The sequence below is a fragment of the Desulfogranum aggregans genome, assembly GCF_055398265.1.
This window is the reverse complement of record NZ_AP042447.1, coordinates 3,499,930-3,512,965: the sequence shown is the minus strand read 5'-3', so window position 1 is coordinate 3,512,965 and position 13,036 is coordinate 3,499,930. Positions and strand designations below refer to the sequence as shown.

General features: G+C 53.9%; 10 protein-coding genes. 9 read left to right on the top strand and 1 reads right to left on the bottom strand.

Features of this window, described 5'->3' with window-relative positions; all coding sequences use genetic code 11:
* Positions 1–10: 10 nt before the first annotated feature.
* Positions 11–2,482 carry a bifunctional aconitate hydratase 2/2-methylisocitrate dehydratase gene (locus ACZ52Z_RS15510; RefSeq protein ID WP_464267681.1) on the bottom strand — a complete coding sequence of 824 codons (2,472 nt, stop codon included), beginning with the start codon at positions 2,480–2,482 and terminating at the stop codon, positions 11–13.
* Between the two features lie 234 nt (positions 2,483–2,716).
* On the opposite strand from ACZ52Z_RS15510, the gene ACZ52Z_RS15505 reads away from it, so the two are divergent.
* From ACZ52Z_RS15505 to ACZ52Z_RS15465, 9 genes are all read left to right on the top strand, one after another.
* Positions 2,717–3,898 (top strand): MFS transporter, encoded by a 1,182-nt coding sequence (locus tag ACZ52Z_RS15505; protein ID WP_464267680.1) that lies wholly within the window; start codon positions 2,717–2,719, stop codon positions 3,896–3,898.
* Between the two features lie 306 nt (positions 3,899–4,204).
* Positions 4,205–6,289, top strand: a complete 2,085-nt coding sequence (gene fusA / locus ACZ52Z_RS15500) for an elongation factor G (RefSeq protein ID WP_464267679.1) — start codon at positions 4,205–4,207, stop codon at positions 6,287–6,289.
* Positions 6,290–6,348: 59 nt separating this feature from the next.
* Positions 6,349–7,044: a hypothetical protein gene (locus ACZ52Z_RS15495; RefSeq protein WP_464267678.1), complete on the top strand. Its 696-nt coding sequence runs from the start codon at positions 6,349–6,351 to the stop codon at positions 7,042–7,044.
* Positions 7,045–7,098: 54 nt separating this feature from the next.
* Positions 7,099–7,866 carry a phosphoribosylformimino-5-aminoimidazole carboxamide ribotide isomerase gene (gene hisA / locus ACZ52Z_RS15490; RefSeq protein WP_464267677.1) on the top strand — a complete coding sequence of 256 codons (768 nt, stop codon included), beginning with the start codon at positions 7,099–7,101 and terminating at the stop codon, positions 7,864–7,866.
* Positions 7,856–8,041, top strand: a complete 186-nt coding sequence (locus ACZ52Z_RS15485; protein WP_464267676.1) for a hypothetical protein — start codon at positions 7,856–7,858, stop codon at positions 8,039–8,041. The genes hisA and ACZ52Z_RS15485 overlap by 11 nt, the downstream gene beginning before the upstream one ends.
* A 150-nt stretch (positions 8,042–8,191) precedes the next feature.
* On the top strand, positions 8,192–9,049 hold the full coding sequence (locus ACZ52Z_RS15480) for an HDOD domain-containing protein (protein WP_464267675.1): 858 nt from the start codon (positions 8,192–8,194) through the stop codon (positions 9,047–9,049).
* A 45-nt stretch (positions 9,050–9,094) separates the two neighbouring features.
* A complete protein-coding gene (locus ACZ52Z_RS15475; RefSeq protein WP_464267674.1) occupies positions 9,095–10,033 on the top strand; it encodes an MBL fold metallo-hydrolase in 939 nt (312 codons plus the stop codon).
* 91 nt (positions 10,034–10,124) lie between these two features.
* On the top strand, positions 10,125–10,742 hold the full coding sequence (gene yedF / locus ACZ52Z_RS15470) for a sulfurtransferase-like selenium metabolism protein YedF (protein WP_464267673.1): 618 nt from the start codon (positions 10,125–10,127) through the stop codon (positions 10,740–10,742).
* Positions 10,743–10,914: 172 nt separating this feature from the next.
* Positions 10,915–13,029: a carboxy terminal-processing peptidase gene (locus ACZ52Z_RS15465; RefSeq protein WP_464267672.1), complete on the top strand. Its 2,115-nt coding sequence runs from the start codon at positions 10,915–10,917 to the stop codon at positions 13,027–13,029.
* Positions 13,030–13,036: the final 7 nt, after the last annotated feature.

Sequence of the window (13,036 nt, the reverse complement as noted above, 5' to 3'; positions counted from 1 at the left end):
CCTGTTCCCTTTACTTCAACAGCCCCTTTCGTTCCAGAAAGGCAAAGTACTCGCTAACGGTCGGCAACGCTCCCTGCAGGGCACTGATAGCCGTAACCTCTGCTGATCCCAAGTACACCTGGGCCCCATCTCCCAGGCGATTATTGAAATTACGGGTTGAGGTGGAAATGACCGTAGCTCCCGGCCTGACTCTGGCCTGGTTGCCCATGCAGAGACTGCAACCGGGTATTTCCACCCGGGCGCCGATCCTGGCAAAGACATTGAGTCCACCTTCTTCCTGCAGGGCATCCCTATCCATGCGGGTTGCCGGAGCTACCCAGGTCCTCCCGGCGGCATACGGTTCTCCGGCAAACAAACGGACAGCCGTCTGATGATGCCCGAGATGGGTCATGCAGGAACCGATAAAGGCCTCGTCCACCGCCGTTCCCGCCACCTGCTCCAGCGGCCGGACATCATCCGGATCATTGGGGCAGGCCAGCAGCGGCTGGGTGATCTGTTCCAGGTCGATGTCAAGCACCGCCTTATACTCGGCATGCCCGTCCCTGCGCAGGAGCGATGGCTCCTGCAACCACTCCTCCAGCTCCTCAATACGGCGATTCAGGGCATCCCCGTCCCTGTATCCCTGCTCAACAAGCTGTCTGAGCAGAGCAATATTCGCTTCGACGTTGCGCACCACCTGGGGAAGGGGCAATGCCATGGAGCAGGCAGCTGCGCTCCGCTCAGCCGAGGAATCGGCAAGCTCAAAGGCTTCGTCCACACTCAGGTCGTCAATCCCTTCAATTTCCAGCACTGTGCCGGCGAAGATATTTTTCTTCCCCCTTTTTTCCACCGTCAACATGCCATTTTCCCGAGCTTTGTACGGGATCGCATTCACCATGTCGCGGACCGAGATTCCCGGTTGCCGTTGACCGTGAAACCGCACCAGCACCGATTCCGGCATCTCCAACGGCATAAAGCCCAAGGCAGCGGCAAAAGCGACCAGCCCTGATCCGGCAGGAAAAGAGATACCCAGCGGAAACCGCGTATGGGAATCACCACCGGTGCCCACGGTATCCGGGAGAAGCATCTTATTGAGCCAACTGTGAATAACCCCATCACCGGGCTTGAGGGCCACCCCTCCGCATTCAACCGTGGTTTCGGCCATGGCCTGCCACCGCTTGACATCTTCAGCTTTAGGATAGGCAGCGGTGTGGCAGAAGGACTGCATGAACAAACCGGCCTTGAATTTCAGGCATGCCAGCTCGGCGATCTCCTGCATAGTCATCGGCCCGGTAGTGTCCTGGGAGCCGACGGTGGACATGTTGGGTTCACAGACGGTTCCCGGCAGAACGCCCTGCTTGCCGCAGGCCCTGCCAATCATTTTTTGTGCCAGGGTATACCCCTGCTCTGGAGCTGGCTGTGGATTTTCGACCTCCGCAAAAACATCCGGCACCTCCCGGCCAAGCGCCTTGCAGGCCGAACGGGTGAGATGGCGGCCTATAATCAACTGCAGACGACCACCGGCACGGTACTCGTCAAGCAGGGTGGCCGGTGGGGCGGCGAGCTCGACCCGTTGTCCATCCATGGTCTGCATGGACCACTGGCGAAGATGGAGAATCACCTCCTCACCGCTATTGAGCGGGCTGACATCCCCCTCCACAGGCAGCATGCCGGCATCGCGCGCCGTTGCATAAAAAATAGGGGCTATGGAGCCGCCAAGGACCACCCCGCCACTGCGCTTATTGGGAATATGGGGGATCTCCTCACCGATATGCCAGGTCATGGAATTAACCGCCGATTTCCTTGATGAACCCGTGCCGATCACATCTCCGGCAAAGGCGACCTGCCCGCCTGCTTGACGGATCTCCCGAATGGCAGCAATGCCTTCTGGAAAGCGAGAAGCCCCAAAAAAGGTTGCATGCAGGGGGATATCCGCCCGTGATGAAGCCTGATTTCCCGGAGAAAAATCATCTGTATTAATCTCGCCGTCGACCTTATACACGATCAGGGTCAGGGATTCCGGCAACGCGGGCAGGCGGGTGAACCATTCGGCTGCCGCCCAGGATTCCAGCACCTGCCGCGCATACTGATTCTCCCCCGCCATGTTCATTATATCCTGGAGGGCATCGTAAACTTTAACCAGCCCCTTCAAGGCCTCGGCAGCTTCTGCACTGGCGGCAGGGTCGTTCAGTAACCTGATCAGCGCGCTCACATTATACCCGCCCTCCATGGTGCCGAGAAGCGCGACCGCCTCAGCAGGATTAAGCACCGGCACAGTTACAGCGCCCTTGGCCACCTGCTCAAACCAATCAGCCTTGATCCGGGCCGCTTTGCTTACTCCGGGTTCAACCCTATGCGCCAACAGTTCCAACAGTTGCGCAGAGGCGTTGTCCCCCCTTTCCATCAGCTGGGTTGCTTGGGCAACCTGGTCCGGAGTCAAAGGGAGTGGCGGCAGGCCCAGTTCCTGCCGCTCGTTTTGGGCGCGTGTGTATTCCTCAAGCATTACATCCTTCCTCAGTTTGATTGTTGTTCACCAGAGAGCTCAATACCTCCCCTATGTACCAGAATTGGTTGCTGATAGCGTCGAATTTTTCTTCGGCGGGTTGTTTGAAGCCGCCGATTCTCCGCCGCACCATAATTTTTCCACAGCGTACAGTTTTTTCCCTTGCTCTTTATTGCCAACGATATAGGGTGGTTCGGTACCCTTTACCTGTCAGCCTCAGCCGCTCAGCACGCCATGGACACCAACACACCTTCCCCCCGGTCAACGGCGCCAAACTTCCACCTCGTGAAAGTACTGACCCTTTCAGTCTGCCACTTCATCCATGATGCCTATTCCAGTTTTCTTGCTCCATTGCTGCCACTGCTCATAGAAAAACTGTCCATGTCCCTTACTCAGGCGGGGTTTCTGACCACGGTGATGCAGATACCCGCGCTCATGAACCCCTACCTGGGCGCATTGGCGGACAAAAGCAGTGTTCGGTATTTTATCATCGTCGCTCCGGGTGTTACCGCCATCACCATGAGCCTTATCGGAGTCGCCCCCGGATACTTCTGGCTGGTACTTCTGCTCTTTGTCTCCGGCATCAGCGCCGCCCTTTTCCATGTGCCGGCGCCGGTCCTCATTTATCGCTTTGCCGGCCAGCGCAAAGGACTGGGGATGAGTTTTTTCATGACCGGCGGTGAACTGGCACGAACCGTAGGCCCCCTGGTGGCTATTGGCGCGGTTTCCCTGCTGGGCCTTGAAGGTATTTATCCGTTGATGACTGTGGGAATCGGCGCCTCGATCCTGCTCTATTTCAGGCTCCACCATACCCCGGTCCCTTCGCGCAACGGCAACCCGCCGCCCTCAATGAAAGCCGCCTGGCGCGGAACCCGACATGTGCTCCTGCCGCTCTCCGGCATCCTGATCTTCCGTGGGTTCATGCACGCTTCCGGAGCCACCTTTCTCCCCACCTTCATCAATCAGAACACCGGCAGCCTCTGGCTTGCCGGCATCAGCCTTACCGTTTACGAGGCGGCAGGCGTTATCGGCGCCCTGACCATCGGCTCACTCAGCGACCGGTTCGGCCGCCGCAACCTGCTCCTCTTTTCCTTGCTTTCCGCTCCGCCATTTCTCTTTTTCTTTCTGCTCGCTTCCTCAATCTGGGGGCAGCTGCTCGCTCTGTTCGGTTTTGGCTTTACGCTCCTGTCCACTACCCCGGTCATGCTGGCAATGGTGCAGGAGCACGCCCAGGACAGCCCTGCAACGGCCAACGGCTTTTTCATGATGCTCTCTTTTCTGGCCCGTTCGGCAGTGGTCGTTGCTGTTGGTGCTATCGCCGATGTTATCGGCCTGAACCAGACCTATATGCTCAGTGCCGGTTTGGGGCTTTTCGCCATCCCCATCGTTTTCACCCTGCCCAAACAGGAAAAATAGCACCTAACCGGCCAATCTATCGTCAAAAACGATATCTTTTATTATTTCCTTTACAAAAAAAACGTTTCACATTATTTTGTGATGTTTTTTTAACCGAACCGTAACTTTTACTGACTAGCATAGCTCCCGCATGCCCGGATACCCAGAAAGTCAAACGGAACGTTTCCAGGATTACTCCTAATCCTGGAGTCCCTTTGAGGCAAACGAAACAGGAGTTACAGATTCACTGTGACTCCTTTTTTCATTTAACTGTTAATTGCACAAGATTGATCTAGCGGCCTGAAAGCAGCAACCGAGGAAGGCGTAATGAAAAACGATTTAAGCAAGGTACGTAACATAGGCATCAGTGCCCATATTGACTCAGGTAAGACTACCCTGACCGAGCGTATACTCTTTTACACCCAGCGAATCCACGCGATCCATGAAGTACGCGGTAAAGACGGCGTAGGCGCGACCATGGACTCCATGGAGCTGGAGAAAGAACGCGGCATCACCATTCAGTCCGCTGCGACCTACTGCAGCTGGAAGGATTACGATATCAATATCATCGATACTCCCGGCCACGTGGACTTTACCATTGAAGTGGAGAGAGCTCTGCGGGTTCTTGACGGTGCTGTCCTGATCCTCTGCTCCGTAGGCGGCGTGCAGTCCCAGTCCATTACCGTCAACCGACAGATGACTCGCTACAAGGTGCCGCGCATCGCCTTTATTAACAAATGCGACCGGACCGGCGCCAACCCTTACCGGGTTACCGGCCAGCTCCGTGACAAACTCGACCTCAATGCGGTGATGCTGCAGCTGCCTATCGGTCTGGAAAGCGACCTGGAAGGAATGATTGACCTGGTCGCTATGAAAGCGGTCTACTTCGACGGCGATCAGGGTGAAAAAATCCGCATCGAGGAAATCCCTGATCATCTCAGGGAGGAAGCCGACGAAAAGCGCGAAGAGCTGCTTGATGCGGTCTCCATGTTTTCCGATGACCTGATGGAGGCAATGCTTGAAGAACAAGAGATTCCCGAGGAGATGATCCATGCCGCTATCCGTAAGGGAACCCTCTCCCTTGAACTGACGCCGGTACTGATTGGCTCTGCCTATAAAAACAAGGGCGTTCAGTTGCTCCTCGATGCAGTCAACGGCTACCTCCCCTGCCCGACAGATATTGAAAATATTGCCCTTGACCTGAACAAGGAAGAGGCAGAGATGGTGGTTTCCAACAGTCCTGATGATCCGACCGTTGCCCTGGCCTTTAAACTGGAGGACGGACGTTACGGCCAGCTCACCTACATCCGAACGTACCAGGGGGTCGTCAACAAAGGGGACACCATCGTCAACACCCGCACAGGTAAAAAAGTCAAAGTCGGTCGACTGGTGCGCATGCATGCCGACGAAATGGAAGAGATCGAATCAGCAGGATCAGGCGACATTATCGCCCTGTTCGGCATTGATTGTGCTTCCGGCGACACCTTCTGCAGTGAGGGTATCAACTGGTCCATGAGCTCCATGCACGTGCCGGCGCCGGTTATTTCTCTGGCCATCAACCCGGTGGACAACAAGGCTCAGGTCAACATGTCCAAGGCGCTCAACCGCTTTACCAAGGAGGACCCGACCTTCAAGACCTATGTGGATCACGAAACCAACGAGACCATCATCTCGGGGATGGGCGAGCTGCACCTTGAAGTCTATATCGAGCGTATGCGGCGAGAGTACAAGGCAGAAGTCGAGGTAGGTGCTCCCCAGGTTGCCTACCGGGAAACCATCCTCCAGCGGGCGGAATTCGACTACACCCACAAGAAACAGACCGGTGGCTCCGGCCAGTATGGCCGTGTGGCTGGTTACCTCGAGCCAGTGGAAGAAAGCGAATACGAATTCGTTGATGAGATTGTAGGCGGAGTTATTCCGCGCGAATTTATCAGCTCCTGTGATAAGGGCTTTCAAAAATCGCTGGCCAAGGGTACACTTACCGGATCACCTATTACCGGCATCCGGGTAGTCATCAATGACGGTAGCGCCCATGCTGTAGACTCTTCTGACGTCGCTTTCCAACAGGCGGCTATCGGCGCTTTCCGACAGGGCTACGGCAAAGCGAGCCCGGTCATCATGGAGCCGATCATGAAAGTGGCGGTTGAAGGTCCGTCAGAATTCCAGGGCGCTGTAATGGGCAGCCTCAACCAACGCCGAGGGGTTATCATCGGTACCTTTGAAGAAGGGAATTACACGGTGGTCGAAGCGGAAATTCCGCTTTCCGAAATGTTCGGTTACTCGACTAATCTCCGCTCGCTCACCCAGGGCAAGGCAGAATTCACCATGGAATTTTCTACGTATAAACAGGTACCCAAAAGCATCAGTGACGATCTGATCAAAGCTTTTGAAGAGCAGAAAAAGGAATCCTAAACCCTGACGGGTACAGTGATCCATACTTGCATACGCCATAACCTTGACGAGGTAAAATAATGGGATACGACCAACTGGTAAGCCAGAATCCGCTACAGTCGCTGAGCACCGTAGAGGAAAAAAACCAACTGGGCCTGGTGATGGCCCGTGCCGGCCTGGGCAAGACAGCCTTGCTGGTGCAGATTGCACTTAACGCCATTCTTCGCGGAGAAAAAGTGCTCCATATCAGCATAGGAGAAACCATTGAGAAAACCCGCCTGTGGTACGATGACATCCTGAAGCTGATTGCCGAAGAACAAAAAATCGATACCGCCGCAGACCTGTTCGACCTGGTGGCGAAAAACAGAATGATCATGACCTTCAACGAGTCCACATTCAGCAGACCTCGTTTCGAAGAACGGCTCAACGATCTGGTCCTGCAGGACATCTTTCAACCAAACTGCCTGGTGATCGACGGCTTCGACTTTGTCAACACCGATCGTGAGGTCCTCGAAGAGATGAAAGACCTGGCCGAAAACATGCGCCTCCAGGTCTGGTTTTCCGCCATCTGCCATCGTGACGACGACCGGTTTTCTCCCACCGGTGTGCCGGCACCGTGCCATGAGATCGACGACCTGTTCGAGACCATTATCCTGCTCAAGCCTGAGCCGGATGCCACCATTTTCCTGGAAATCATCCGCAACAGCGGCGAGGCTATCGAGGCTGGGGAAGGGTTACGCCTCGATCCGACGACCATGATGGTGAAAAAAGCATAATATCACTCTCTCTGTTCAAGGCTGCCTGCACAGGCAGCCTTTTTTTCTTCTACCATGCGCTTTCGTCCCTGCATCGACCTCCACCAAGGCAAGGTCAAACAAATCGTTGGCTCAACCCTCTCCGACAACAGTCAGGACCGTCTTACCGTTAATTTCTCTTCACCCCACCCTCCTGCCTACTACGCCTCCATGTACAGGCAGCACGAACTCCGCGGAGGGCACGTGATCATGCTCGGGCCGGGAAGCGAAGGGGCCGCTGCAGAGGCGCTGCAGGCATGGCCAGGTGGTTTACAGGTCGGCGGAGGGATCAACCAGGATAATGCAGCCGACTGGCTCGACCGCGGCGCCTCCCATATCATTGTCACCTCCTGGGTATTCCACAACGGTTCCCTTGATCGAGAACGACTGCGCGCACTCACCCAGAAGGTAGGTTCCACCCGACTGGTCCTTGATTTGAGTTGTCGGTGGCAGAATGACGGATATTACGTCGTAACGGACCGCTGGCAGCAGTTCACCAACCTCAGGGTCAGTGGGCAGGTTCTCGCCGACCTGGCCGGATTCTGCGACGAATTCCTCGTTCATGCCGTTGATGTGGAAGGAAAAAGCATGGGCATTGACGAGCAGCTGGTTGAACTCCTTGCCCGGCATACCCCTATCCCTACGACCTATGCCGGCGGCATTGCTTCCATGCAGGATGTAGAGCGTATACGCAGAGCCGGCAACGGAGCCATCGACATTACCGTCGGCTCGGCGCTTGATATATTCGGCGGTAATGGTATTTGTTTTCAGGATCTTGTCGATCTGCACCGCCATGAGCGATAATCCTGCCTCCCCTTCTTCGTCGACAGAGCTTGAAGAGATCAGGCTCCAGGTACCGCCCCACCTCTACCGCGCTTTTCAACGATGCATCTGGGTCATCATCAACCAGACCGGACGCAGTCAACTGGAAATTATGGAAGAGGTCGTCCGCGATTTCCTTGTCAAGCACGAGTGTTGACGTTTTTTTTTAAAAGGCGTACTCTGCTTGACCAGATTTTACAGGTCCTATACTATATCGTATGGGTGTTCCACCCATAGGTGTTCAGGCCGTTTGGCACTACAGCTACAGCGCCCTGAAGTTTTCCGTTTTCACTGACACCACCGCCCCATGAATGATCGGGAAAAACGACTAAAACGAGTACAGAATTTTGTCGAAAAGATGCCCAGTCTCTCGACAACCGTGAGCAAGGTTTTGGATATATGCAACCGTCCGGATACCGCGCCAAATGATCTGAACAGGGTGATATCTCTTGATCCTGTGCTCACAGGACAGGTCCTCAAGCTGATCAATTCAGCCTACTACTCCCTGGTCAACAAGGTTACATCCCTTACCAGGGCAATCATCATGCTCGGGTTGAACACTGTAAAAAACCTTGCCCTTTCGACCGCTATCATCCGCTGCGTGGCGCAGGCCAAAAAATCCAAAGCACTTCCCATTAAACAGTTCTGGGCTCACTCCATAGGCGTTGGCGTCATGGCCAAGATGCTCGCCATTGAACAGGGCGTAGCTCTGGGAGAACGAGAAGAGTACTTTGTCGGCGGCTTGCTGCACGATCTGGGAAAAATCCCTTTTGGTGACGAATACAGCGAAGTGATCATCAAAACCAGGGAGGAACAACGTCCACTGGTAGCCATGGAAAAAAAACTTTTGGCCCTGGATCACCAACAGATCGGCAATATGATTGCTGAAAAATGGAAACTGAACGCGGCTTTGACAGACGCCATTTGTCACCACCACGATCCCAAGCAGGCTGCTCCTGAAAATCATTCCCTGGTTGCCACGGTAGCCCTGGCCGATTTTTATATCTGTCTGTTTGATATCGGCAACGCCGGCAATCGCTTTCCAGACCCCGACCAGCTGCCTGTTCTTCTCGAGATGACCGGTCTTGACTGGAGCACCGTTGCCGGGCTGGCTGAAAATGTAGAACAGGAGATCAGCAAAGCAGAAGTCTTTCTGCAGGTATGACCTGTATTCGGTCCTTTCTTTTTTTTACTGTATGAGGCAATCAGGGTGATACAAATCAAATTCTGGGGTGTTCGGGGCTCTATTCCTTGCCCGGGTCCACGCACCATGAAATATGGCGGCAACACGGCCTGCATTGAGGTGCGTTTTCCCGAGGTGAATCGTCATATCATCATCGATGCCGGCTCAGGTATGCGGGAACTGGCCGGACACATGCTCCAGCATGACCTTCCCAACGGTCCTATATCCACGGAAATCTACCTTTCCCACACCCACTGGGACCATATCATGGGGTTTCCTTTTTTTGTCCCTGCCTATATTCCCGGTTCAAACATCAAGGTCTACGGGCCGGTCACCTACGAGGATGAGCCGCTTGAAGCCGTGGTCGGCGGTCAGATGAAATATCGATATTTTCCGGTGAATATGGGTGAGCTTGCCGGTAACATAGAATATTATCGGCTCAAGGAAGACCCACATATCGACCTGGGAGACGGCATCACCCTGGCAACAGCCATCATCAACCATCCCATAACTGCATTGGGGTACCGTTTCACCTATAAGGGCACCACCTTCTGCACTGCCTACGATACCGAACCATTCAGAAATCTCTTTATTACCGATCCCGAAGATCCCGGTTATGATGAGCTCATGGCCGAGGAGGGAGAGCTGGCTGCCCGAGAGCAGAACCAGGTTCTTGAAAATTTTTTCAGCGGTGCCGACCTGCTGATTCACGACGCCCAGTACACCAGGGAAGAGTACACGAATGGAAAAATCGGTTGGGGACATACTCCCATGGAAGATGCCATTGCCGCAGCCAAGCGTGCCGGAGTGAAGCGGCTGGCGCTTTTCCACCATGATCCCGAGCGCACTGACAGCCAGCTTGACGAAATGAGTGAACGTTTGTGCACCAGTACCGATGGTGACGACATCGAAATTTTCTTTGCCAAGGAAGGGCAGGAGATCACCCTTCAGCCTTGCACTGGGTAAGGTTATGGTTATGTTATTACCACTATGCATACGGATATTATGATACCCATCGAATTTCCGATCATCAACCACCTTTACCCCTCTAGCTGCAATGGATCCAGTAAATCTTGACTGTGTTGGCCTCTCGTGCCCCAAGCCGGTACTTCGCACCAAAGAAGCCATTGAACAGGGAAATACGCTCATCACGGTGATTGTCGACAACGAAGCCTCGAAAAACAATGTCAGCCGCTTTGGACGCAACCAGGGGTGCGAAGTGAAGGAGGTCCAGCTGGATGACGGGAACTACCAGATTACCATTAGCGGCGAGCCAGACACCTCTAAGGCAACAACGTTCAACCATGACGAATACAGCTGCGAAATCCCTCAGGGACAAGGGCTCGTATATGTGATTTCAGCTGACACCATGGGCCGGGGTGACGAAGAACTGGGGTGGGCCCTGATGCAGACATTTATTCAGACCATCAAGGATGTGACTCCGCTTCCCACCAAAATCCTTTTTTATAACAGTGGGGTGAAGCTCGTAGTGGAGGAATCCGGAGCCGTTGACGCCCTCAAGGACCTGAAGGACCGGGGTATCGAAATCCTTGTCTGCGGCACCTGCCTGGATTTTTATAAGCTTAAGTCAGCTCTCAAGGTTGGTCAAATTTCCAACATGTATGATATAATGAGCACCATGGTTGATGCAACCAAAGTTATCAGTCCTCTGTAAACTCTCCGGAGAACAGCCCCACTACAGATAGTACCTTGAAGTATTTTGCCGAAAATGTCAGTGCTGCGGTCCGAAAAGGACAGGCGCCCCCCACTGACCAATCCTTGTACAGCATGCCAAGCTGGTCCGCTTTTCCTTTTATCCGTTGCTCCTCTTCAGCCCGCGAGTTACTATGAAACGCTTATCGCTTCCTCTGTTGTTCCTGTTGTTTTTCCTTGTCCCATCATCTGCGCTGACCAAGGTATTCCCCGTTGATTTCAATGCAGGCCGTAATCAACTCATCGCCTATATTCTGAGCCATCAGCTCCCTGCTCAGCACTTTTCCCACGAGCCCTTCAACGATCAGCTTTCCCGAGCCGCATTCGACCTCTACATCCGCCAACTGGACCCTCGAAAACGATTCCTGATCCAGTCCGATATTGAACAGCTTACCGCTTTTTCCGAGCATATTGACGACGAACTCAAACGAGGCAGGATTGTTCTTGCCGATGCCGGTGCAGAGCTGCTTAATGACCGCATTCGCAAGGTACAGCAATTTATTGACCCGCTGATTGAAGAAGGCTTCGATTTTACGCGCAAAGATACGCTGGAGGGAGATCCCAAAAAGATCGATTACGCCCAGGACCTGAATGAACTGCGCAGACGCTGGCAGAAAATTCTCAAGATGCAGATCCTTGACCAGTATTTCAATACCATTGACGAAGAAATTACTGACAGCCAAAAGAGCAGTTCGCTGCACGTAGACGACCAGCATTTTGCAGAACACATCAGTGAAGCCACGGAAAAAGTACAGAAGCAGATCCATCGATCACTCAACCGTCTGCTCCAGCAGACACGACAGGATCACTATAATCGTTATTTCGATACGGTGGCCAGAGCTTTTGATCCTCATACCACCTACATGCCCCCAACCTCCAAGGAAGATTTCAATATCCACATGAGCGGATCTCTGGAGGGTATCGGTGCCCTCTTACGCGATGATGACGGCCTGATCAAGGTAGTGCGGATCATTCCAGGGAGTGCTGCTGAGCGGCAGGGGCAGCTGCAGGGTGAAGACATCATCCTGGCAGTTTCAGAGAAAAACGGAGAACCGGTGGAAATCACCAATATGCGGATCCGAGAAGCAGTGAGCTACATCCGGGGGCCCAAGGGTACGGAGGTCAAGCTCACTGTCCGTAAACCGGACGGGACCCGTATGGTCATTCCCATCGTCAGGGATGTGGTCCAGATTGAGGAGACATATGTCAAATCAACCACCCTGAAAACCGAAGATAATCAAACTATCGGCTACCTTCGCATTCCGAGCTTCTACCGTGATTTTGCGGCTGCCGGTAATGGAAAAAAAGGGCGCAATGTCACCGAGGACACCATCAATGAACTCCACCGCCTCATGGAAGCGGATATCCAGGGACTGGTCCTTGACCTCCGCAATAACGGCGGCGGAGCGCTATCGGATGCGGTCATGATCTCTGGACTGTTTCTGCCCGGTGGACCCGTGGTGCAGGTTAAGAATTCCCAGGGAATGATTCGGGTTCTGGAGGACGAAGACCCTTCAATCGTCTACTCAGGGCCAATGATTGTTCTGGTCAACCAGTTCAGCGCATCGGCCTCCGAAATCCTGGCTGCAGCCCTTCAGGATTACGGCCGGGCCCTCATCATTGGCAGTCAACATACCCATGGAAAGGGAACGGTACAGGCCCTGCTGGACATGAATCGCAACCTGCCCCTGCTGCAGCTGAAAAAATATGACGACCTGGGAGCACTCAAACTGACCATTCAAAAATTTTATCGCATCAACGGCGGCTCAACCCAGTTCAAGGGGGTTGAACCTGACCTGGTCGTCCCCTCACTCTGGGATAACCTGGAAAGCGGAGAGCAGTACATGGACAACTCCCTTCCCTGGGATCAGGTGGAAAACGTGGGGTTTGACATATGGGCAGGTTCCAGATTCGATCTTGAGGCGGCAAAGAAGCAAGGTGACCAGTGGGTTGCGGTCAGCGAACAATTTCAACAGATCAAGCAGGAGGCGGAACGAACCCGCAAACGTAAAGAAAACACCCTTGTGGCTATTGATCTGGATGGCATGCGCCAGGAACGAGAGGAGCTAGCCAATGCCAGGGAAAAGGCCAAAAACGCCGGGCTGCTCAATGAGGACAGGGACACCCCCAATAGCAAAGCGGACCTTCCCCTCGACGAGGAAGTCAAGGATGATCCCTATGTGCAGATGTCCCTCTTTTTACTTGCTGACAAAAGCATCGCGGCGTCGGCCGTGAGTGACAGCCAATGATTTTTAC